Below are 23,034 nucleotides of genomic sequence, written 5' to 3'. Positions count from 1 at the left end.
CCGGGTCAGAAGCGCCTGATGCTCGTGTCAGTGATCGTGCTGCAACCGCTCCCCGGCCCGGTGGTCGCGAGGCTCGCCACCCACCGACGCTGCCGCGCTGCTGCGTCTACAGCGTGGTCTCGACGTACGCGTAGATGTAGTTCGAGCCGCCGTTCACGCTGCCCAGCAGCCGCGAGCTGGCGAAGATGCCCGAGCGGTGCGAGATGCCCAGGCCGAAGTAGGTCTGCTTCCAGTCCTTGTTGCCGAACAGGTCGCCCAGGCTGATGTCGATGCTCGGGTCGAGGTAGTTGAGCAGCTTGGAGGTCGGCCGCTCGCGCCGGGCCTGGCTCACCACTTCCGGCGATGGCACGTGGTTGGAATACGAGATGCCGGCGCCCATGCCGATGCGGGTATTGACCCGGTCGCTCCACGGGAAGCCGTAGAAGAACCCCTTCATGTAAGCGTCGAACTGCCAGGCGTCCGGCGAGATGCGGTTCATCTCGTTGCGGTACAAGAACCCGGCGTACCCGTGGAAGTCGATCGGCCAGCCATTGATGCGCTCCACGAACGGCCGGCCCACATGCACGCCGGTGACGCTGCTCGGGATGTCGTGGTCCAGCGAGGTGCAGCTGAGGGTCATGATCTTGACCATGTGGCAGCCGTCGCCCGCGGCGCGCCCGTAGAACACCTTGGCCAGCAGCGGCACGTCGGCGTCGTCCCAGCGGGCGATCGCGGTGCCGAAGTCGTAGACCGCGCCGGCGAAGACCGCCGGCTGCAGGCCGTCGCGGATGATCGGGCTGTCCTCGATCGCGCTGTCGTGCTTGGTGACCGCCACGCCGCCGATAAGCCGCCAGTTCTGCCAGAAGCTCCACGTGCCGTACAGACCGATGGTGAAGTCGACGCCGCTGCCAGGGGCGTAAGCCGGGCGGTCAGACGTGGCTTCGTCGGGCTCCACGCCGTAGTAGTAGTTGTTGAGGTCGGCATCGCGGAACGAAACGCTGATGTCCGGGCGCAGGCTCCAGCGGTCACCGGCCCAGGTGTACGAGTAGCCCAGGCGCAGTTCGCTGCCGTTGGAGGTGTCGATGACGTCGCGCAGCGCGGTCGCGCGCAGCGTGCCCCAGGGCAGGTGGTGGCGGTAGCGCAGTCCGAGGTCGGCACCGGCGTTGCGTGGCTCCATGCCTTCGAGCACGTCGGGGATGTCGTCCTCGGCGAAGCCCTCGAGGCGTCGGGCCAGGAATGCATCGAAGCGGTGGGTGTCGTCGTCGATGAACTTGATGCCGGCGCGGTCGGCGTTGAGGTAGAAGCGCTCGCCTTCATACAGGTACAGCGGCAGCAGGTCGGTGCGTTGCCCGGCATCGAGGTACGGCGACTCCTCGAAGCGGTAGAGGAAGCCCAGGCCGGCACTGCCCGGTTCGTCGATCAGGTCGGCGATGGGATCGGTGTCGACCTGGGCCATGGCCGGCGTGGCGACCAGCGCACCCGTCGTCGCCAGCGCGACAAGCATGGCTGGCCCCAGGCGCTTGGGATGCCGGCGGAAGTGGATGGAACGGGAGTCGGCGCGCGTGGCTTTGTTCATCTGGACCCTGGAAATACCCGGGAGGACACGCTGCGGGGAAGGACGGTAATGAAACCGCCCTCCCCTGTTGCGCCGGACCTGGCCGGCCGCATCAGAACGAAACCGGGTCGCGGATCAGTGGACAGGTCATGCAATGGCCGCCACCACGGCCGCGGCCGAGCTCGGCGCCGACGATGGTCACCACCTCGATGCCTTCCTTGCGCAGGGCGGTGTTGGTGGTCACGTTGCGGTCGTAGGCCAGGACCACGCCGGGTGAGATCGCGACCAGGTTGTTGCCGCTGTCCCACTGCGAGCGCTCGGCCGCGTAGTGGTCGCCGCCGGCAGGAACCATCCGCAGCGTCTTCAATCCCAGCGCCTCGGCGACCACCTCGTTGAAGTGCTTCTTCTCGACCGTGACGTCGAAGCCGGGCTTCTTGTCGCTGGGCCGGAGCGTGATCGGGGTGATCTGGTCGACGATGCCCGGGAAGTAGGTTGCAACGTCGCGGTCGGCGAAGGTGAACACCGTATCGAGGTGCATCGCCGAACGCAGCTTGGGCATCGAGGCGACGATCACCTTCTCGGCCGCGCCGTTGGCGAACAGCGAGCTGGCCATCTGCAGGATCGCGGTGCGCGAGCTGCGCTCGCTCATGCCGACCAGCACCACGCCGTTGCCCGGCACCAGTACGTCGCCGCCCTCCAGCGTGGCATTGCCATGGTCGATGGTCGGGTCGCCGTACCAGACCGGGAAGTCGGCGCTGGTGAAGTCCGGATGGAACCGGTAGATGGCCGTGGTGAGGATGGTCTCCTCGTGGCGCGCCGGCCAGTACAGCGGATTGAGGGTCACGCCCTGGTAGATCCAGCACGTGGTGTCGCGGGTATAGAGCATGTTCGGCAACGGCGGCAGCAGGTAGCCGAACTTGTCCGGCGCCGCGCGCGCGGCCTTGAGCACGGGCCCTGCGAACTCGTCCGGCACCTCCAGCACGCTGAGCCCGCCGATGAGCGCGTTGGCCAGCTCCTGCGGCGGCAGGCTGTCCAGGTAGGCGCGAACGTCGTCCATCACGTCCAGGCCGACTTCGTTGGCGTTGATCTGGTGGTCGAGGATCCACTTGCGCGCCTCGGGCATGGCCACGGTCTCGGCCAGCATCTGGTGCATCTCCACCACGTCCACGCCGCGGTCGCGCATCTTCGAGGCGAAGTCGAAGTGGTCGCGCTTGGCGTTGTCGACCCACATCACATCGTCGAACAGCAGGTCATCCTTGTTGCGCGGCGTCAGGCGCATGTGCGCCAGGCCGGGGGAGCAGACGAGCACCTTGCGAAGAACACCGACTTCCGAATGGACGCCATACGCGTGACCGGACATTTCGAGTCTCCCTAGCGATGTGTGGCTTGCGGCCGCCGGCATCCTTGCTGGAACCGGCCGGCGCGAGGGCCGCGGCGCGGCGGGTCGTGCCGGGAGCCATGTTTACACCGGCGGCGGCGGCGTGTCGATTGCCGCGCTGCAACGATGCTGCGGCGGCTCTTGTGCACCCGGTGCATGGCGAGTATGAAGGGTGCATCCGCCCATTCCTGCGGCGCCGTCGCCCTCGCAGATCCACGCCCCATGCCCGCTGGCAGGCGTGGCCGAAGTGTCCCAACCCACCGCGGTTCCACTTCCACAACGCAAGGAGGAGCATATGAAGCTTCAGGCAACGATCGGCAGCGCGTTCCTGGTCATCGGCGTGCTGGTCGCATCCGGATGCGCGACCAGCAGCAGTCCCAACACGTTCACCCGCTCCGAGGCGGGGCGTGCGCAGAACGTGGAAGCCGGTACCGTCACGGCGGTCCGAGCCGTCAACATCCAGAACGACCAGCGCGGCGTGGCCACCGCCACCGGCGCGGTGCTCGGTGGCCTGGCCGGCAACACGGTGGGTGGCGGCCGCGGCCAGACCGCTGCCACCGTCGGCGGCGTGGTCGCCGGCGGCGCGGCCGGCAATGCCATGGCCGGCACCACCCGTCCCGGCGTGGAAGTCACCGTGCAGCTGGACAACGGCCGCACCGTGGCGGTCGTGCAGGAAGGCAGCCCGGACCAGTTCCGCGCCGGCGATCGCGTCAACGTCGCATCCGACGGCGTCACCACGCGCGTCACCCGCCTGTAACGTCAGAGGCCGGCCAGAGCCGCAAACCACCGCCCCGGCCTCGGCCGGGGCGGTTCGTTGCGGGGCCGGTGCGGCCATGCCGCCTTACAGGACGATGTAGCCGGTCGCGATCCAGTAGACGCCCACGATCGCGCCGAGCGTGGCCAGCGCCAGGATCACGATGTCGGAGGTGCGCTCGAACACCTTCTTGCCCTGCTCGCGACGCGCCCAGACGTACAGCAGGCTGCCCGGCGCATACAGGATGGCCGACAGGACCAGGAACTTGAGTCCGCCCGCGTACACCAGGTAACCGGTGTAGACGGTGGCGACCGCGGCGATGGCGATGTCGCGCGTGCGGATCCCCGAAGCACTCGTCTCGTAGGTCTCCCCGCGCGTGGTCAGTTGCATCGCGTAGCCGGCCACCAGCAGGAACGGGATCAGCGCCATCGAGCTGGTGAGGTTGAGCATCAGCGCGAAGGCATCGGTCGACCAGTACGTCGTGATGACGATCACCTGGATCACGATGCTGGTGGCCCACATCGCCGCCGCCGGCACCTTGGCCTTGTTCTCGCGGGCGAAGATCGCCGGCATGTCGCGCGTGCGCGCGGCGGCCGACATCACTTCGGCGCAGATCAGCGCCCAGGCCAGATAGGCGCCCAGCACCGAGATCAGCAGGCCGACGCTGACGAACACCGCGCCCCATGGGCCGACCACCGCCTCGAGCACGCCGGCCATCGACGGCTGGCGGATGCCGGCGATGTCCTCGCGCTGGAGCACCGCGTACGGCAGCAGCGTGACCAGGACCATCAGCGAGGTCACGCCGACGAAGCCGACGATGGTGGCGAAGCCGACGTCCTTGCGCTCCTTGGCATAGCGCGAGTAGACGCTGGCGCCCTCGATGCCCAGGAACACGAACACGGTCACCAGCATGGTCGCGCGCACCTGGTCGAAGATGTTGCCTTCCAGTCCGCCACCGTAGAAATTGAAGCGGAACATGTCCATCTTGAAGGCGACGAACAGGATGGCGATGAACACCAGGATCGGGATGATCTTGGCGATGGTCACGATCATGTTCAGCGCGGCGGCCTGCTGGATGCCGCGCAGGATCATGAAGTGGAAGAGCCAGATGCCCACGGACGCGACCAGGATCGCCACCAGCGTGTTGCCGTCGCCGAACACGGGGAAGAACGCCCCCAGGGTCGACTTGATCAGCACCCAGTAGGAAACGTTGCCGATGCAACTTCCGATCCAGTAGCCGAACGCCGACAGGAAGCCCGGATAGTCGCCGTATCCCTCCTTTGCGTAGGCGAACACGCCCGCATCCAGGTGCGGCTTGCGCTCGGCCAGGAACTGGAACACCCGCGCCAGCATGTACATGCCGGTGCCGGCGATGATCCAGGCGATCACCGCACCCAGTGGACCGGTGGCGCCAGCGAACGTGCGAGGCAGCGAGAAGATCCCCGCGCCGACCATGCTGCCCACCACCATCGCGGTGAGCTGGAACCGGGACATCTTCGCGTCGGCGGATGCCATACCCCACCCCATCCCATGGGCCGCGGTCGCGGCGGTCCGGGCCATCCTGTGCCCCGCCCCGCCCGATTGCAAATCGGGCACGCCGGCGCCGCTGCGCGGCGTGCGCGCCCGGAATCCGCAAGAACCGCATGCGGTCCAAGGCGTTCGCGCGACGCAAAAGCACCGGAATGAATGGTTATGCGGCCGTTGGCCGGACGGCCGGCGACCCTGCGTTGGACAGAGGGCAACTGTCGTTTGCTCCCCCTGCTGCAAGACCTGCGACGCCATGCGCCGCATGTCTGCCTGTCTGCCCGCTTGCCACTGGAGGGCTCCGCGGATGACCGAGACCGTCGCTCCCGAATTCGCCGACTTCATCCGGGCCGAGCGCCAGGCCAGCCGCCTGCCGCAGGCGGCCACGCGCACCAGGATGGCCGAGGGCGACGTGTTTCCCGGCGTGTTCATCGCCGCGGCACGACTGGACCCGCTGTTGCGCGTGGCCGCGCGGCGCGCCGCCGGGTTCTTCCGCGCCACCAAGCGTACCGAGGTGGTCTGGGTCCAGGGCGACAGCGAACTGGCGGTGAACTTCGCCGCGGTCAGCGTGCAGGCGGGCGATGGCACCTTGCTGGTCACCCTGCCGGTGCGCTGCGACCAGGTCGGCAAGGTCAATGTCGGCGTGCTGTTCGCGGTCGGCTCGCCCAATGCACCGGCCGGGCTGTATGCGGCCACCGCCGGCCGTCCCAGCGGACCGGAGCCGGTGGTTGCAGCGTGGAGCGAGGCGCTGGTCGCCTTTGCCTGGAACTGCCTGCTGGAACTGGTCGGCGGCATGGCCGCCGCGGTGGGCAAGGACCAGCGCGGCAACCTGCTGGTGCCGGTGGAGCTGTCGGCGCGCAGGCAGGGCATCGAGATCGTGCCGATGGCCCGGTTCCGCTTCTCCGGTTCGAGCACGCTCAAGTCCAGCACCTCGAAGAGCCCGGCGGTGAAGCCATGAGCCTGGGCAGCGACGAATTCGGCGTGCTGGGCCAGCTCGGCAAGGCACTGGGCCTGTTCGATGCGGACGGCGATCCGAACCAGGACTGGTTCGCCAATCCCGAACAATCCCTCAAGTCGATGCTGGCCAACCCGGCGCAACGCGAAGCGCTGATGGCGTTCATCGACGAGGCGATGGGCGGCGACGAGCGCAGCACCGACAACGGCGTCACCTGGCTGCCGCTGCTCGAGCTCGACGACCCGCCACTGCAGGTTGCCATTACCGTGGACGACCGGCCTGCCGAAGGCCTGCACATTGGCCTCGGCCTGCGCTGCTCGACCACCGGCCCGACCTCGGCCACCACCGTGGCCATCCCGCTGTTCCGCGCGCAGAAGCAGGGCGGACCGACGGTCGAGCCGCTGCTGCTGGGCTCGGTCGGCGGTCGGATCCGCCTGGGCAGCACGATCACCCTCGACGATGCAGCTCCGGTGCCCGGGCAGGCGCGGCTGGGCGGCATCGGCCTGGAAATCGAACTGCCGACCTCGCCCTCCGATCCGGCCGGCCCGGTGTTCGGACTGTTGCTGGAAGGCCTGCAACTGCCCGGCGCGCCTGCGCCGCGCGATGTGCATGTGTCGGCCAACGGCGCCGACGAACTGGATGACGCCCTGCTCGACCTGGTCCTGTCGCTGGTCAAGGCGCAGGCCGATGCGGCGGGTGCCTCGGCCGAGCTGTCCGCGCTGGCCGGGCTGCTGGGCCTGTCCGACGGCGACCAGGTGCCGGACTTTCCGATCACCGCGCTGCCGGCGCGTGGCGCCCTGGCCATCGCCGACTGGGTGCGTGGGATCCTGCTCGATGCCGCGGCGCGCACCGACTGGCTTGGCCACTTGGCTTCGCTGCTCGGCGGCAGCGTGTCTGGCGGTGCGGCACGCTTCGACCTGGGCGGTGCGGCGCAACTGGAACTGGCGTTGCGCGTGGACAATGGCCCGACCGGCAACCCTTGCCTGACCCCGGCGCTGTCGGTGTTGCTGGGCGACGGCACGGCGCGGGTGGAAGCGCGCGCGGACCTGATGCGGGTGGACCTGGTCAGCGGCCAGGCCCTCGCCCTGCCCTCGCTGGGACTGTGGGCGGCGGCAGGCACGGCCGCCAGCCCGCTGCTGGACACCCCCGAAGCCCGCGCGGAAACGCTGCGCCTGGGCTTCGCCCTGGACGCCTCGCGCCGGCTGACTTTCGTACTGGCCGCCGATGGCGTGGTCCTGCGCGGCACCTCCTACGGCACCCTGGACCTGGGCACGCCCGACGCGGTCATGGGCGCGGCCGGGCAGATCGCCGCCGACGCGCTGGACGAGATCGCCGAGGAGATATTCGAAGGCCTCGGCGACGCGCTGGCGCTGGTGCGTCGCCTGACCGGACTGGCGCCGCCGGCGGGCGTGGGCGCGATCAGTGCGCAGCAACTGCTGAGCGACCCGCTCGCCGCCGTCGCCGACTACTGGCGTTCGCTGCTGGCGGTGCCCGCGGCGGCGACCAGCGTGCTCGAAGAACTGCGCCGTGCCGTTGCCGATGCCGCGCAGGACGCGCTGCCGGTGACCGGTGCAGGCACGCGCGCGCAGCCCTGGCGGCTGGCGTTGGCCGGGCCGCTGCAACTGGAGCTGTGGCGCGATGGCGATGTCCTGTTCGTCGACCTGGGCGTGGAAACGCGCGTGGCCTCGCTCGGTCCGGTCTCGACGGTGGAATCGCGCATCGCCGCGCGCCTGGCCCGCATCGACCTGGCGGCGCGCGGCATCGAACTGCTCGGGCAGGTCGACGCGCTGCTGGCCACGCGTTCGCATGGCGGATCGCCGCTGGCACGACTGACCTTGGCCGATGGCCTGGCGCTGGAAGCCGGCCATGCCGGCTTACGCGTGGGCTGGTCGCCTGCGGCTGGCCTGTCGGTGACGGCCGACGCGCCCGAACTGGCGTTGCATCGCAGTGCCAGCCACTGGCCGATCCCGCTGCCGGCGATCGCCGCCGATGGCAGCGTCGATCTGACGCCGGCCGACTGGGATGGCGTGGAAGCCCTCGCCGGCCAGATCGGACGACTGGCCGGCGGGTTCCCCGCCGAACTGGCCGCGGTACTGGGCTGGGATGCGCCGCCGGACTCGCCGGCATCGCATCGGCTGCGCCTGGCCGACCTCGTCGACGATCCGGCCGCCGCGTTGCGCACCTGGCTGCCGTCGCTGCTGAGCGGCGACCTGCGCGAGCGCGCACTGGCCGTGGCCGCGGACCTGTTCGCCGGCACGCCCTCGCTGCCCGGCGCGTTGCAGGGCATCGGACGCCCGGACGATCCGTACCGGATCGCGCTGGACGATGCCTTGCCCGAGCTGGCGCTGTGGTTCGCGCCCGACGGCATGCCGCCGGTGGTGCCGGCGATCGACGAGCTGCTGGATGGGTGGCAAGCCGGCGACGACGGGCTGTCGGCTGCGGCATTGCATGCCGCCCTGCTCGCCCGCTCGGTCCTGTCGGCCGACCTGCAGGCATTGCTGCAGGGCCGCGATGTCGAAGGCGGGCTGACCGCGCTGGTGCAGCGCTGGGCCGGCGGCGACGGACGCATCGTGATGCCGGCGACCGCGCCGCCGGGCGTGAGCCTGCATACCGCGCCGCTGTCGTCGGTGCAGCTGCACGGGCGCATCGACCTGCCGACGTTGCTGGGCCGGACGCTGACCACCGTCGTGCATGTGGCGATCGGCAGCGACGCCTGGCCCGACGCGCCGGCCGGCCGCCGCATCGACCTGTGCGGGGCGGGCCTGGATGCGTCGATGTTCGCGCTGCCGGCCGCGGCCAGCGGTGAGTGGTTCGTGGCCCTGGGCACGCGCGCCGATTGCCGCGGCAGCAATGCCAGCAGCGACGGCACGCCCGAACAGGCGCAGCGCCTGCAGCGCTGGCTGCTTGAGCTGGATGGGGTCGACAGCCAGGTCGCACTAGTCGCCGTGGCCGGCGCCGGCCATGCTGCGCGCCTGGCTGCGCAGGACCCGGCGTGCGCGCATGTCACCGATGTAGTCACACTCGGCACGCCGCTTTCGCCGGTCTCGCTCACCGCCCTGGCGATCCAGCCCACCGCCGATGCACTGCGGCTGCTGCAGCGGCTGCTGCCCGCGCCTGACAGCGCCGATTCGACGGACCTCAAGCTTGGTCGCGGCCTGGTGCAATCGCTGATGGAGCTGGCCACGCAGGCCGATCCGGGGATCGACCTGCGCCTGCCGGCCGACCCCTTGCCCGATCCCCGTGCCGGCCTGCGCGTGGCGGCGATCTTCGGCGTGGTGGCCGAAGCCGACGTTACCCGTGCGCTCACCGCGATCGTGTCGGCCGCACTGGGTGTGCGCACCGCATCGGCTCCAGCCGCGGCAGCCGGCATCCGCGCCGGCCTGCGTTGGCCACTGCCGACCAATACTGCCGGCACGCTGCGCATCAGCGGCAGCGCCGAGCTGGAGCTGGCCGCGTGCGACCTGGAGGGGCTGCCGGAACTGGCCCGCGCCCTGCACGTGCGCCTGCGGATCGAGGACGCGACCGGCTGGATCGTCGGCGCGCACGACATCGAACTGCGCGCGGTTTCGGTGGCCTTGACCGTGCCGCTGGTGGGCGATGCGCAGGCGGTTTCGCGCGTGGTCCTGCACGACGCGCGCATCTACGGCCAGGCCTGGGAAGCGCTCACCTTGGGCAGGTCGGGCGATGCGGCCGATGCGGTCGCCGCGATCCTGCCCGAGGCACGCGTGCTGCTGTCGGCGGCCATGCAACGCCTGACCCAGGACCTGGCCAGCCAGGCTTCGCTGGCGTTGTCGCAGGTACTCAAGGCGCTCGGCATCCTCGATGCCGCCGGCAGCCTGGTCGGCGGCGCGCTCGACCAGTTCGTCCACGACCCGCTGGGCCTGCTGCGCCAGCGCCTGGCCAGCGAAGGCGTGGAACTGGCCATCGCCGTGGCCTCGTTGCTGGGCCAGCGCGGCATCGGCATCGACCTGCCCGCACGCCGGGCCTATGTCGAAGGCGAAGGCCATGGCCGATTCGACTGGGAGCTGGACCTGTCCGCCGGCCCCGATGGCATCGCCGGTCATGCGAGCCTGGGCAATGCGGCCTTGCCGATGGTCGGCGGCCTGCAACTGCACCTGGACCTGGCGCCGCTGCGCATCGCACTGGACTGGCAGTTGCCCGGCGGCAGCGAAGAGATCGTCGAGCTGTGGCCGGCGCCCGATCCGCAGGCATTGGCACGGATGGCCGCGCGTGCGGCACCGGGTCTTGCCGCGCAGGCGGCGGTGGAAACCATGCGCCGCGCCGACGAAGCGGTGCGGCCGATGCTCGATGGGGTGCTTGATACGCTGGGCATGCTGGCTGGAGCAGCCAGCGATGCGCAGCGTGCGTTGCGTCCGCTGGCCGGAATGTTCGCCGATCCGGTTGCCTGGCTGCGCAGCAGCAGCGCGCTGGCGACCGATCCGGTGCGGATCCAGGCGTTGTTCGATTCGTTGCGGCCGTTGCTCGGCTTGCCCGGCAGCAACGGCCAACCACTCGCGTTGGCACCTGGCGTGGCCCTGGCCGTGGCGGTCGATGGCAGCGGCGCACGGCTGGCGTTGAACGTGGATTCTTCGAGCTGGACTGCCGCGCCTGCCATTACCGGTCGGCTGGCGTGCGGTATCGGTGCGGCTCTGGCGATCACGCCAACCGGTGCGCCGCGGGTCGGACTGGAATCGCGGCTGGGCTTGTCCGGTGCGATCGGCGGGCGGCAGTCATTGGTCGTCGCACTCGATGGCAGCGAGCTGCGCGTGTTGCTGCGGCCGGAAAGCGGCGGCGACATCTCGCTGGTGCCATTCGCCGGACTGGGTGGGCTGTCCAGCGTGGCCGAAGCCGCCCTGCCCCATCTGCTCGATGAGCTTGCCGGACTGTCCGGCACGCCCGGCAACCTGGTGCGCACCGTCGGCGATGCGCTGGCGCTGCGCCGCGGCACGCCGGCACGTTTCGACACGCAGGCCTTGCGCGCGTGGGCCGCCGATCCGGCCGCCGCGCTGGCCGGTGCGATCCCGACCCTCACCGGCAGCGCGCTGCAGGCGATCGGTCCGTTGCTCGACGACTTCCTGCCCGCTGCCGTGCAGGCGACCGCGACACCGGCCCAGCTGGACGTCACCGTCTCCGGCGTGACCCTGGCCTGGCGCCCGGCTGAAGGCCGCGTGCGCGTGAATGCGCCGGCGATCGCGGTACCAGGCATCGAAACGCTGGGCCTGGCGTTGGCGGTCAGCGCCGCCGGCCTGGACGAACTGGCCGTGGCAATCGGGCCGGCCCGCATCGATGCCGGCGGCGTGCTGCTGCGTCCGTTCGCCAGCCTGGCCGTGGGCAATGCACCGGTGGGCGGAAAGCGCGTCATGGTCGGACTGTCGGCCGACGACACCCGTCATTTCGCCGCACGCTGGCGCCTGGATGGCGGCGGGTTCGACATCGTCGCCAGCGATGGCCTGCTCGCCGAGGCGATCGCCACGGCCGACCCGGCGCAGGTGGCCTTGCGCGTCGTCGATGTCGTCGCCGACGTGGTCGCCGCGATGGCGATGCAGCAGCAGCCGGTGCAGGACCTGCTCGACACGCCGTTCGGCACGACGAGCGGGGCGGACGTGCGCGCGTTGCTCAAGGGCGTGTTGCTGGATGCCGCCGATCCGGACCAGCTCATCGACGGGGTGTTCGACCCGGACACGTTGCTCGAACGCGTGCAGGTGCTGTTCGGGAACATCGCCGACGCGCAGTTCGAGGTCACGGTCGAGGGCCTGACCCTCGGCATCGCCCGCGACGGCGGCCGGATCGGACTGCAGGTCGGCATCGCCGACCGCTTCGCCCTGGTCGAGGGCGATGTCTGCCTTTGGCTGGAAACCGATGCCGACTGGATCACGTCCAGCGCCGGCGGCGACGATGGCGGGCTGTTCGTGGGCCTGGTGAAGACCAGTCCGCTGGCGTTCAAGCCTTCGCTGGCGGTGCGCGGCGTCGGCCTGCGCGTGGGCCGCTCCGGCGCGCCGCTGCTGGATGCGGGCATCGGCATCGGCTCGGTGGCGCTGCACGTGTTCGCCAATGTCGATGGGGACACACCGGCGGACTGGGGCCTGCAGCTGCAGTTCTCGGAGCTGGCGGTTGCCGCCTCCGGCGCGCAGGGCGGCAACGGCATCGCGGCCGGGATCATGCGCGACACCGGGCCGACGCCGCCGAAGCCGGCGTTCTCGCCGGCGCTGGCGATCCAGGCGCACGACGGCGGTGCGGTCAACGTGTCGCTGTCGGCCGGCGACGGGGCGGGTCCGTGGTGGATCGGCATCCGCCGCGGCTTCGGCCCGTTGTACCTGGAGCAGGTCGGATTCGGCGCGACCTCGCTGCAGGGCCGGCTGGAACGGATCTCGCTGCTGATGGACGGGTCGGTATCGATGTTCGGCCTGACCTGCGCGGTCGATGACCTGCAGATCACCTACCTGGCCGGCAACGACGACTTCTTCAACCCGGGCAGCTGGCAGGTGGACCTGGCCGGGCTGGCCGTCTCGGCCGACATCGGCGGCGTCTCCCTCGCCGGCGGCCTGCTCAAGCAGGCCACTCCGCAAGGCGTCGAGTACCTCGGCATGCTGCTGGGCCGCTTCGCCGTCTACGGACTGACGGTCTATGGCGGCTACGGCGAAGGCGAACAGGACGGGCAGAAGTTCACCGCCTTCTTCGCCATCGGCGCGGTCAACGGGCCCATCGGTGGCCCGCCGGCCTTCTTCCTCACCGGCATCGGCGGCGGCTTCGGCATCAACCGGCAGCTGCGCCTGCCCTCCGACCTGGCCCGGTTCGGCGACTACCCGCTGATCCAGGCGCTGGACATCGCCGCCTCCCCCGCCGATCCGATGACCCAGCTGCTCCAGCTCGGTTCGTACTTCCCGATGCAGCGCGGCACGTTCTGGTTCGCGGCGGGCATGTCGTTCAACAGCTTCGCGCTGGTGGACGGCATCGCCGTGGTCGGCGTGCAGATCGGCGACGGCCTGGACATCAACCTGCTCGGCCTGGCGCGCATGGCCCTGCCGCGCCCGCAGGCGGCGCTGGTGTCGATCGAGCTGGCGCTGCTGGTGCGGTTCTCCAGCAGCGAGGGCGTGCTGTGGGTGCAGGGCCAGCTGACCGACAACTCCTGGCTGCTGTACGAGGACGTCAAGATCACCGGCGGCTTCGCCTACGTGATCTGGTTCAAGGGACAGCGCGCCGGCGAGTTCGTGCTGACCCTGGGCGGCTACCACCCCGACTTCCACCGCGACGGCTACCCGGTCGTGCCGCGCCTGGGCCTGCGCTGGAGCATCGGCAGCAACATCGTCATCAAGGCCGGCACCTACTTCGCGCTGACCTCCGAGGCGCTGATGGCCGGCGGCGACTTCGAGGTCTCAGCGCGCTTCGGCCCGGCCTGGGCCGAGGTCAAGTTCGGCGCGCATGGCATCGTGTTCTTCGATCCGTTCCATTACGACGTCAGCGCCTATGCGCGGATCGCCGCCGGCGTGACCATCGACACCTGGCTGTTCGGCGAGGTCACCTTCTCGATCAACATCGGTGCGCGCATCCACGTGCTGGGCCCGGACTTCCGCGGCAGCGCGACCTTCGAGGTCGGGCCGATCGAACTGACCGTGAGGTTCGGCGGCAGCGAGAAGGCCGACCGCAACGTGCTGGGGTCCGAAGCGTTCGTCGCCAAGTACCTGGAAGCGGCCGACAACGGCAAGGCGCGCCCGCACGCGGTGATGGTCAACACCGGCGCGCTGCCTGCGCGCGGCGAAGACTCCACCCCGGACGGCTCCTCGTCGCGGCCGTTCGTGGTGGTCAATGAGTTCTCGATGACCTTCACCACCACGGTGCCGGCCACCGGCGTCGCGCGCACCCTGCCGCAGCCCGGGCAGCAGGCGTCGACCCCGCACCCGCCCAGTGGCGGGCTGGGCGTGGCGCCGATGGGCGCGGCCATGGCCACCTCCACCATCGCCCTGGCATGGCGCGCGGACGGCGCCGACCGCAGCTTCCCATTCGACGACAAGGCACGCCCCTACGGCAGCTTCCCACTGGGCGTATGGGGGCCGGAACAGGATCCCAATGCGCGCAAGGTGCCCAAGGGCGAGATGGTCAAGGCGCTCAACGAGCTGGAGCTGATGTGCAAGGCCCTGCCCTCCGGCGGCGGCCCGCAGATCGCCTACCACCAGGTGGAGATCGGCAAGCGCAAGCCACTTCCGTTCAGCCGCAGGCCCAACGCGGTCCAGGCCCAGCTGGCCGCGGCGCAGTCGGTCGCCGCGCTGGTGCAGCAGCCGGCCGACACTGCCGCCGCGTTCGCCATCGCACGCCAGTACCTGTCGCGCAGTGCCACGCCCACGGCACTGGCCGCGTTGCGCGGCGAACGCCAGTCCCCGCCGCGCGTGGGTGCGTTGACCGAAGGGCTGGAGATTGCCCAGTCCACGGTCGTCCCCGATGCCGCCAACCCGCCCGCGGTGGCCGACCATGACCACTTCATCGATGCGCCGGTCGTGGTCGGCCTGCTCGATGGCGCGACCGTTGGACTGACGGTCGCGCCGAAGGCGCGCACGACGGTCAAGGGCTCGGCCAAGGGCTGGCGGATCGCACCGCCGACGCTGGCCGCGGTCGATGCCGGACGCAGCCGGTCGATCGCCGCGCGCCTGACCGTGATCGACACGCCTGCACAATCGCTGCGCGGCGGCACGGTGCTGGCGTCCAATGCATTGCCGCCTACCGCGATCGCGCACGCGGCCACGGCCAGTGTGGCCCGGCATGGCTCGGCGCAGCAGGCGGCGCTGGAGGGATTCGCCGCGGCCATGGCCGCGACCGCACAGGCCACGCGCCGCCGGCGCGCCTCCGCGCCTGCCGGCGCATCGCTGGCCGCCGGCCAGACCGTGGTCCTGCAGCTGCCCAATGCACGCGCCGACGTCGCCGGCTCCGGGCCGCGACCGCACCTGGCGGTCAGTGGCATGCCGGCACGCGTGGTCCTGCTCGCGCACGGCGGACGCTGGCTGGCCGATGCACGGGTCGGCAGCGGCCAGGCGTCGGCGACGCTGGAAGTGCCGGTGGGCACCGAGCGGATCGTCGCGATCGGCCTGGGAACACCCGAGGTCGACACCGTTGCCGCGCACGGGCTGTCGGGTTGGCATGCCGGCATGCAACTGCCTTACGCCGGCTGGTCCACCGCCATTGGCCCGGGCTGCGTCGTCCGCGCGCGCGGACAGCGCCTGGCGTTGCATCGCGAACGCCACCACGCCGGCTGGGTCGGCGGTGCCGAGCTGGCCCGCGGGACCGGCACGGTGGCCACCACGTTCGTCGATCCGGTGCGCATGGTGCTGGTGGTGCTCGACGATCCGGCGTTGGCCGGCGATCCGTCCGCGGCGCGGCAACTGCTGCTGGGCCTGGACGGCGCGGTGCGAGCGCGCGATGCCATCGGCGACCGGCCGCCGGTGCTGCTGGTCATGGACAACCGCAGCGTGCTGGCCTACGACATCGTCGCCGACGGCGACAGGCCGGTGGTCGTCACCATCGCCAGCGACGACGACTGGTCGCTGGTCGGAGTGATGGCGTCCACCGGCATCGATGCAGGTTCTGCGGTGGCCAGCATCGGTGCGCGCGGACTGGATGCGGTGGTCGCCCCGTTCGCGGCAACGCCGGTGGCCGGCACCGACACGAGCAGCCGGCTGGCGTGGCGTGGACCGGTGCGCAGCCGCCAGGCGCGCATCGCCGCCCGCGCCCAGTCCGGTCGTCCGCTCGAGAGTGGCGAGGCGTCCGCAGCCAAGCCCGCCGCCAACCGGCGCGGGAAACCCGGCAAGACAGCCAAGAACGGAGCGCGACGCTGATGCCCCCGCAGACAGGCCATTTCATCCTGCACTCGAACGTGATACCACGGCTCACCGCCGGTCGCTACCAGTTGCGGACGCGGCAGGACGGCACGCCGTTCGACGTGGAACCGGAGGTCACCCACATCCAGGTGTCCTCGCCGCGCTACACGATGCCCACCGACCAGATCCTGTCCAGCTTCCCGCCGGCCAATGCCGAGGGCGCGTTCGGCGAACGCCTGCCGCAGGTCGTGCTCAAGCGCCGCACCTTGCCGTGGGAGCGCAATCCGGCCGGCGGTCTGGATCCATCGGATACGCCCTGGCTGGCGCTGGTGGTGGTGGCCGAGGGCGAGGCCGAGCTCTCCACCGCCACCGCGGTCGGCGAGTGCGTGACGCCCGGCACCACGCTTTCCCACCCCGAAGACCGCGACGTCGAACAGGGCCTCTACCTGGCGGTGACCGAAACGGTGGTGCGCAAGATCTTTCCGACCCGCGAAGACCTGCCGCTGCTGGCGCACGTGCGCGAGGTGGACGTCAACGACACCGAACTGGCCAACGGCGACGACGATGGCTGGCTGGCGGTCGTGCTGGCCAACCGGCTGCCGGTGTTCGACCACGCCAACGGCAAGGCGGTGCGCTACATGGCGTGCCTGGTCAACCTGGAAGGCCAGCTGGATGCATTGCCGCCGCCGCAGGCCATCGCCGACAGCTTCGTGTTCGAGCTGGCCCAGGACTGGTCGGTGCTGGGCAAGCTGCAGGCGCAGAGTCCGGACCTGCGCGTCCTCGGCGGCCTGCCGCTGCCGCAGCCGGTGCACCGCGACTCGCGCGAGGTGCCCATCGCCGCCGCGGCCAATCCACCCAAGGTCCACGCCTCGGCGATGGGCGCCGCGCTGGATGGCGCGGCCGCGATGCAGGAAGTGCCGGTAACCCGGCAATGGTCGCCGGTCACCGCCCAGGTGGCCGCCGCGGCCAGCGACCCCGACGCCAGGCGGCTGGTCCGCGACACCATGGCCAGGGGCTTCCGCCTGCCGATCGAGCTGTACGCCCGGGAGAAGGTGTTGCGCTTCCCGGTGCTGGCGCACTGGTCGTTCACCACCGCTGGCGACGTCAGCTTCGAAACCCTGATGCAGGACCTGGACGTGGGCCTGCTCGGTACCCTGCCCCAGCAGCAGCCCGCAACGGCATCGACACCCGAGCTGGTGCAGACCGGCCACATCGGCCTGGACCACCGTACCCGTCGCGGCGATCCGGTGCGCGCCTGGTATCGCGGCCCGTGCGTGCCCTTCCCCACTGCGCGCAATGGCGAGGCCGGCCCCGGCGCCGCGCCGCTGGCGCATTCGGCCGACCAGTTGCGCAGGGTGATTCCCGACGGGCGCGAAGACCTGGGCCTGGCCTCGGCATTCGAGATCGGCCGGTTGATGGCCCTGTCGCAGCTGTCGGTGGTCTCGGCCTTGCTGCGCTTCCGCGGCGAGCAGTTCGGCGCCGGTCGCGTGCGCGAACTGCTCGCCGAGCTGGTCGACTTCGACCTGCCGGTGCTGGCCGGGACGCGCGTGGACCTGGGACGCCTGGTCGCCCTGCACGCGCTCGAGGGATTCGCGCGCGACACCGTGGCCACGTTCGGCACGCGCCGTCCTGTTGCCGATCCGGGCCGGCCATTGCGCGTGTCGGGCGACCTCGACGCCGTCATCGCCGAGGGCCTCGGGCTGGACCTGGCTTCCCTTCGCAAGCAGGCCGACAGCGTCGGCGTGCTGGCCGCACTGGACTCCACCGCGGCGCCGCTGGCCAGCCCCGGCCGCGCGCCATCGGACAAGATCATGCTGCCGGCGTTGCAGGCCGCGCTGCGCGGCGAGCTGCAACGCACGCTCGAAGTGGCCGTGCCGAAGAAGGCCGTCCTGCGTGGCGCCGCCCGCGGCCGCGTGGCCGCTGCTGCCACGCCCGCGCGCGACGCGCTGGACGACCTGCTCGACGCCCTGGCCGGCGAGCCGGCAGACGATGAAGGCACGGAGGGCACGCCATGAAATTCGCCGTCACCGCGAACGTGGTGCTCAAGGCCGCGACCAAGGCCACGCAGTATGCCGACCTGGTCACCGACCAGGACCCGGAGGATGGCACCCATGTCGTCCCCGGCGAACTGCGCCGCTTCCTTGGACGCCTGCGCCTGCTGCACGGCGTGCCGTTCAGCTACCTGGTGCCGGACGCCGGACTGCTGCCGCTGGAGTCGGTCCGCTTCTTCCACCTGGACCGTGCGTGGACCGATGCGCTGGTTCAGGGCGCGCTGAGCGTGGGCACGATCAGCAGCGCCGACCGCGCCCAGCTCGAAGCGGTCTATCCGCATATCCGCAAGGAGGTCGACGAAGCCGAGCGCAACATCCGCCGCCCGAAGGAAGAGAAGCTGCTCAAGGCCGAAGGCGGCGCGATCACCGGCTTCGTCATGCGCTCGCGGCTGGTATCCGGCTGGCCGAACCTGCACGTACGCGCCTATTCGGTCGACTCGATGCCCGACAACCAGCTCACCACCCTGGCCGAGTCCAGCCCGTACCGGATGAAGGTGCTGCGCATGGAACGGCTGGCGCCGTCGGTGCTGCTGGTCCTGTTCGATGGCGTGCCGGCGGTGGTGCACGTGGAGGAGCCGCGCCAGGGCCTGCAGTTCGGCGTGCGCACCACGCGCAACAGCCAGGGCGCGAGCCAGTCGCGCCTGCACGTGCGCGATTGCGACAACGGCGACAGCGTGCCACCGCTCACCTCGCTGGTGGACGCCAACTCGGTGGCCGTTCCGTTCCGGGCCAACGCACCGGGCGTGATCAACCTGCACGAGCTGCGCAGGCGCCTGGCGGCCAAGGCGCCCAACTCCGGCGGCACCCTGGAATCCAACGAGTTCGCCCTGCAGATGCTGCGCTTCCCGTACCGGCAGGTGTTCGGCGATCCCGACAACCAGGAGCAGCAGCGGTTCTATCCGCTGGACAAGTTCAAGGTGACCGTCGCCCTGGACACCTGGAAAACCACGCTGCTGTCCAAGCTCGACGGAGGTCCGTGATGAGCCGCAGGACCCGCAAGGACGCCGCTTCCGTACCCGCCGGCGCGGCCGCCAACCCGAACGCCGCCACGATCGCGGCATTGCGCAGCAAGCGCTTCCTGGCCGCCGACCGCGCCGCCATCGACCTGGGCGAGATCGCCACCTGGGACAAGTACCTGTTGCGCGAGCGGCGCCTGCTGGTGCCGGTGGACGTGCAGGCCCTGTACGTGCCCGCCGGCAGCAGCGAGCCGATGGTGCGCCTGCCGATGCTGGTCGCGGGCGCCGGCGGCACGACCGTCGAGGACGTGGAGGACGGCATGCCCGATCCGTTCGATCCCGGGCAGCCGCGTCCGGCTGGCGTGCACCTGCACTGGGCCATGCCCGACGCGCTGCTGCGCGGCGAACTGAAGGAAGCCGGTGACGGCAGCGCCAACCGGCTGGCCTTGCCGCCGCTGCCAGACCGCTGGGTCGTGCTGCGCCTGTTGCTGCCCAGCGGCGCCGATCGCCCCGTGGTGACCGGCTGGGTACTGGAAGCCGATCGCGCGGTCGCGGTCCCGCTGGCGCAATGGACCGAGGACGGCCAGGCTTCCAACGCAGCCACGCCGGCCGGAACGCCGATCGACGCCGAAGCGCTGACCGGTACCGTCGGCGGCTCGGTGGCCTGGTCCGGCGTTTACGACGCGGTGCTCAACCGCTTTGCCTTCCACGATCCGCTCGACGATGCCGACGCACTGGCGCGCCCGGGCGTGGAAGAGGACTGCGCCAGCTACCTGGTCGCCGGTTGGTGGAGCGACGCGGCGCGCGATCCGCTCGATGCGGCGCGCGACAGGGCCAGCCTGCATGAACTGCTCGAGGGCCTGCGCTGGCGCCTGCTCTACGAATGGGGCGACGAGGCCGGGGAGCGCAGCCGCCAGCAGGCCCAGGACGACCTGCGCAAGGCGCTGGGCCTGTCGAGCGCAGGGCGCCGGGACACGCCGCGGCCGACGAAGAAGTCCGCCGGGCGGGCACGCGCCGCCGCGCAAGCGACCAGCGCCAGCGCCTTCGTGCCGGTGGACAGGAACGTGCTGGCGGTGCAGCCGTACGTGGCCGCCTCGATTTTCGCCAACGATGCGGTCGAGCGCTTCGTCGCACCCGCCTGGCAACTGCGTTCCAGCCTGCTGCACGGCGTGATCCACGGCGTGCCGGTACGCGGCGCACCGGCACTGGACCGGCGCCCGGACAGTCGTTCGCTGGAGGTCTCCCTGGGCCTGCAGGAGGACGACCTGGTCGCCGCGCTCGCGGTGCCCGCCAGCGCGAGCCTGGAGGAGCGGCGCAGCGCAGATCGCCTGCTGACCGCGTTCACCGCGCAGAAGGTCGACCGGCTCGGCGCGGCCGACGGCGCGGTGGAACTGGAGGAGCACGAACACGGCGCGGCGTTCGCGTCCCTGCCCGCAGGTTCGGCCGGCAACGACCGCTACCTCAAGCGCGTGCAGACCGGCGGCGTCGGCGGACTGGGCATGGGCCGCAAGCGCGCCAAGGACAGCGCCACGCGCCTGAATAAAACCGGGGCTGCGGCGCAGGGCCCGATGCTGCAGGCCCGCACCCACTTCTCGCTGCAGGCGCGCCCGTCGCTGATGATCGCCAGCGAGGCATTGATCGGCGACCTGGCCCGCTCCCGCGTCGGCGACGTCCTGGCACCCACCGAGGCGCGCGTCGTCGATCGGCCCGCGCCGCGCCATGCGTTCCCGACCGAGCCGATGCTGGCCGTGCGCGGCGCCGGACGCAGCCTGCGCCACGGCAGCGACGGCCGCTTCTCGGCCGATGGCAAGCTCACCTGCCGCTGGCCCAGCCACGTGGTCGCTTCCATCGACGGGGTGATCGCCGCCGACCGCTTCATCCCCTCGCTCGGCAACGGCTCGCTGCCATCGGAGGTGCTGGCGCTGGCGCGCGAGGCCCTGCTGCACGACCCGTACCACGACGAGTGGATCGCCGCGGCACTCGCGCCGCCAGGTACCGGGCGCACCGCGCTGCTGAAACGGCTCAAGGCCGAATCGGTGCTGCGCTACGGGCGCGACGGCACCTACGACGGCGCCACTGTCGCCTTCGATCCGGTGCTGGCGCGGGCCACGCCGGCGCGTGCGATGGCCGCGCGCCAGCAGGCGCGCACTGGCGCCTGGCAGCAGCAGAAGCAGGTCGCCGACCAGATGCGCCGCTTCTCGCTGTTCAAGGGCGCCGATCCGGATCCGGTCGGCGTCACCACCTGGGCGCAGCCGTGGATTCCGCTGTGGCTGGAGTGGGAAGTCGCCGTCGACGGACTGGATCCGCCCGGCCTGCAAGCCTGGTCGCTGGGCGCGGTCGACCTGGAAAACGCCAGCATGGCGATCGAGGGCGCCAGTGCTTACGTGCGCGGCCGCTCGCCCCTCACCACGGGCGCGGCCAAGACGCTGCATTCGGCCATCGACGACTGGCTGCAGAAGGAGGAGGCGCTGGACCGGGCCGACGCCGGCCAGGTCGACGATGCCCTGGAGGAAAGCTATCGCACGCTGGCTGATGCGGTCGAAGGCCTGGACGTGGTGACCGCGACGCTCGACGGCCTGCGCCACCAGTTGCTTGGATTGCGCTCGAGCGACGGCCTGCGCCGCCCGGCCACGCCTGCCGGCGTGGCCAACCCGGTGCCGGAGGATGCGCCGCATGCCCTGCTTGCCGGCCAGCTGAAGCTCAGCCGCGCGCGCCTGCTCGATGCGTTCGGTCGCACGCTCGAGGTGCCCGTGGATGGCGTGCGTACGCCGGCACGCGCTTCGCTGGAGGGCGAGCCGGGCGCACTGGCTTTGCCGCCGCGCCTGCTGCGGCCGGCGCGATGGCTGTTCCGGCTGGTCGAGGCAGGCACCCCGCCCGCTGCCGAAGGCATCGAGGCGCGCGTGGACCAGATCGAACCGGCGTTGCAGGTCAATCCGGTCGCCGGCTTCCTCATGCCCGACCACCTGGACGAAAGCCTGGAGGTATTCGATGCCAGCGGCGCGCCGGTAGGCGAGCTGCTCCACGAACCGGGCAGCGGTGGCGTGATGTGGGAAATCGCCGCTGGCCGCGAAGGCCCGGCCGATGCCGGGCCACACTACGGCCTGGCACCGGCGCAAAAGGCCCTGGGCGACCTGGCCAGCGCGCTGGTGGCCGCCGATGCCGCCGCTCGCGAGGGTGCGGCGCTGGACCCGGACGGGCCACGCGAGAGCGCCCTGTCGGCGATGCTGCGCGCGATCGACACCACCCTGTGGTCGGTGGACAGCTTCGCTTCGCTGGGCAGCGAGCACGTGGCGGGGCTGGTCGGACGCCCGATCGCGGTGGTGCGCGCGCAGCTGCGGCTGGAACTGCGTCCGCCGGACGACATCGACCTGTCCGACCCGGTGCACGCGCAGCAATGGCAGCGGGCCGAACGCGATGCCGCGCGCTACGCGTTCCCGGTGCGGATCGGCGAGGTCACCCGCAGCGACGACGGCGTGCTCGGCTTCTTCGTCGACGACGACTACTCGCGTTTCCGCCTGGTCGACAAGGCCATCGCCGGGGCGGCGACGGAGTCCGGACGCAGCCGCGGCCAGCTCGGTCTCTATCCGCCGCCGGCCGGCATGCCGGCCAACGAACCGTTGGCCCATCCCTACATCGCCGGCAGCGACGATGCCGATACCCTGCAGCTGCATATCGGCCAGCGCGTCACCCTCACCCTGCTGATGCAGCCGTCGGGCAAGGCCACGCTGACCTCCGGCGTGCTGCCGCGCAAGCAGCTGGCACTGGCGCGCGACTGGGTCGGTCCCGGGCTGGCGGCGATCGCGCCCTCGCTGCGCACCGGGCCGGTGCTGGTGGAGACCGACCTGGCGGTCGAAGGCCAGGTGCGCCTGCCCAAGGTGTCGGTGTTCGGCAAGGACCAGAACTTCCTCTGGCGCGACACGCCCGCGACCTGGCGCACCGATGCGATCCTGGCGGCCACCCAGGCCGCCCTGCTGCCCGAGAGCCCGGCCGAACTGCGCGAAGGCTGGATCCGGGTCGCACCGGATACGGGAAACGACGACGCCTGATCCGCATCACGCGTCGCCGCACTCGCTCATCGT

At 71.1% G+C, this 23,034-nt stretch carries 9 protein-coding genes; 6 read left to right on the top strand and 3 right to left on the bottom strand.

Translation table 11 applies throughout. The features are described 5' to 3' along the window. Positions 1-106: 106 nt before the first annotated feature. Positions 107-1,555 carry a MipA/OmpV family protein gene (locus ABKA19_RS09160; RefSeq protein WP_353688648.1) on the bottom strand — a complete coding sequence of 483 codons (1,449 nt, stop codon included), beginning with the start codon at positions 1,553-1,555 and terminating at the stop codon, positions 107-109. A gap of 91 nt (positions 1,556-1,646) precedes the next feature. Further along, the gene (locus ABKA19_RS09155) at positions 1,647-2,894 is read right to left on the bottom strand and encodes an arginine deiminase (RefSeq protein ID WP_353688647.1); all 1,248 of its coding nucleotides are present in this window, start codon (positions 2,892-2,894) and stop codon (positions 1,647-1,649) included. A gap of 313 nt (positions 2,895-3,207) precedes the next feature. On the opposite strand from ABKA19_RS09155, the gene ABKA19_RS09150 reads away from it, so the two are divergent. Continuing rightward, a complete protein-coding gene (locus ABKA19_RS09150) occupies positions 3,208-3,669 on the top strand; it encodes an outer membrane lipoprotein (RefSeq protein WP_353688646.1) in 462 nt (153 codons plus the stop codon). A gap of 84 nt (positions 3,670-3,753) precedes the next feature. On the opposite strand, the gene ABKA19_RS09145 is transcribed toward ABKA19_RS09150, so the two are convergent. After that, on the bottom strand, positions 3,754-5,181 hold the full coding sequence (locus ABKA19_RS09145) for a basic amino acid/polyamine antiporter (protein ID WP_353688645.1): 1,428 nt from the start codon (positions 5,179-5,181) through the stop codon (positions 3,754-3,756). Positions 5,182-5,497: 316 nt separating this feature from the next. Between ABKA19_RS09145 and ABKA19_RS09140 the strand changes: the two genes are divergently transcribed. From ABKA19_RS09140 to ABKA19_RS09120, 5 genes are read left to right on the top strand one after another with little or no spacing between them, the layout of a single operon-like run. Beyond that, on the top strand, positions 5,498-6,148 hold the full coding sequence (locus ABKA19_RS09140) for a hypothetical protein (RefSeq protein ID WP_353688644.1): 651 nt from the start codon (positions 5,498-5,500) through the stop codon (positions 6,146-6,148). Further along, entirely contained in the window at positions 6,145-15,966 is a 9,822-nt protein-coding gene (locus ABKA19_RS09135; protein ID WP_353688643.1) for a DUF6603 domain-containing protein, read from the top strand. Before ABKA19_RS09140 ends, ABKA19_RS09135 begins: the two co-directional genes overlap by 4 nt. Beyond that, the gene (locus ABKA19_RS09130) at positions 15,966-17,963 is read left to right on the top strand and encodes a hypothetical protein (protein WP_353688642.1); all 1,998 of its coding nucleotides are present in this window, start codon (positions 15,966-15,968) and stop codon (positions 17,961-17,963) included. Before ABKA19_RS09135 ends, ABKA19_RS09130 begins: the two co-directional genes overlap by 1 nt. Then, on the top strand, positions 17,960-18,979 hold the full coding sequence (locus ABKA19_RS09125; RefSeq protein WP_353688641.1) for a hypothetical protein: 1,020 nt from the start codon (positions 17,960-17,962) through the stop codon (positions 18,977-18,979). The genes ABKA19_RS09130 and ABKA19_RS09125 overlap by 4 nt, the downstream gene beginning before the upstream one ends. Further along, positions 18,979-23,001: a hypothetical protein gene (locus ABKA19_RS09120; RefSeq protein ID WP_353688640.1), complete on the top strand. Its 4,023-nt coding sequence runs from the start codon at positions 18,979-18,981 to the stop codon at positions 22,999-23,001. The genes ABKA19_RS09125 and ABKA19_RS09120 overlap by 1 nt, the downstream gene beginning before the upstream one ends. Positions 23,002-23,034: the final 33 nt, after the last annotated feature.

It is taken from the genome of Pseudoxanthomonas sp. Soil82 (assembly GCF_040446535.1).
GTDB lineage: Bacteria > Pseudomonadota > Gammaproteobacteria > Xanthomonadales > Xanthomonadaceae > Pseudoxanthomonas > Pseudoxanthomonas kaohsiungensis.
The sequence above is the reverse complement of the archived record's forward strand: the minus strand, read 5'-3'. Positions and strand labels throughout refer to the sequence as shown.

Excerpts from the sequence above, each read along its gene's own strand:
- ABKA19_RS09150 (WP_353688646.1), top strand. The coding sequence starts at position 3,208 with ATGAAGCTTCAGGCAACGATCGGCAGCGCGTTCCTGGTCATCGGCGTG.
- ABKA19_RS09155 (WP_353688647.1), bottom strand. The coding sequence starts at position 2,894 with ATGTCCGGTCACGCGTATGGCGTCCATTCGGAAGTCGGTGTTCTTCGC.
- ABKA19_RS09140 (WP_353688644.1), top strand. The coding sequence starts at position 5,498 with ATGACCGAGACCGTCGCTCCCGAATTCGCCGACTTCATCCGGGCCGAG.
- ABKA19_RS09145 (WP_353688645.1), bottom strand. The coding sequence starts at position 5,181 with ATGGCATCCGCCGACGCGAAGATGTCCCGGTTCCAGCTCACCGCGATG.
- ABKA19_RS09125 (WP_353688641.1), top strand. The coding sequence starts at position 17,960 with ATGAAATTCGCCGTCACCGCGAACGTGGTGCTCAAGGCCGCGACCAAG.
- ABKA19_RS09130 (WP_353688642.1), top strand. The coding sequence starts at position 15,966 with ATGCCCCCGCAGACAGGCCATTTCATCCTGCACTCGAACGTGATACCA.
- ABKA19_RS09120 (WP_353688640.1), top strand. The coding sequence starts at position 18,979 with ATGAGCCGCAGGACCCGCAAGGACGCCGCTTCCGTACCCGCCGGCGCG.
- ABKA19_RS09160 (WP_353688648.1), bottom strand. The coding sequence starts at position 1,555 with ATGAACAAAGCCACGCGCGCCGACTCCCGTTCCATCCACTTCCGCCGG.
- ABKA19_RS09135 (WP_353688643.1), top strand. The coding sequence starts at position 6,145 with ATGAGCCTGGGCAGCGACGAATTCGGCGTGCTGGGCCAGCTCGGCAAG.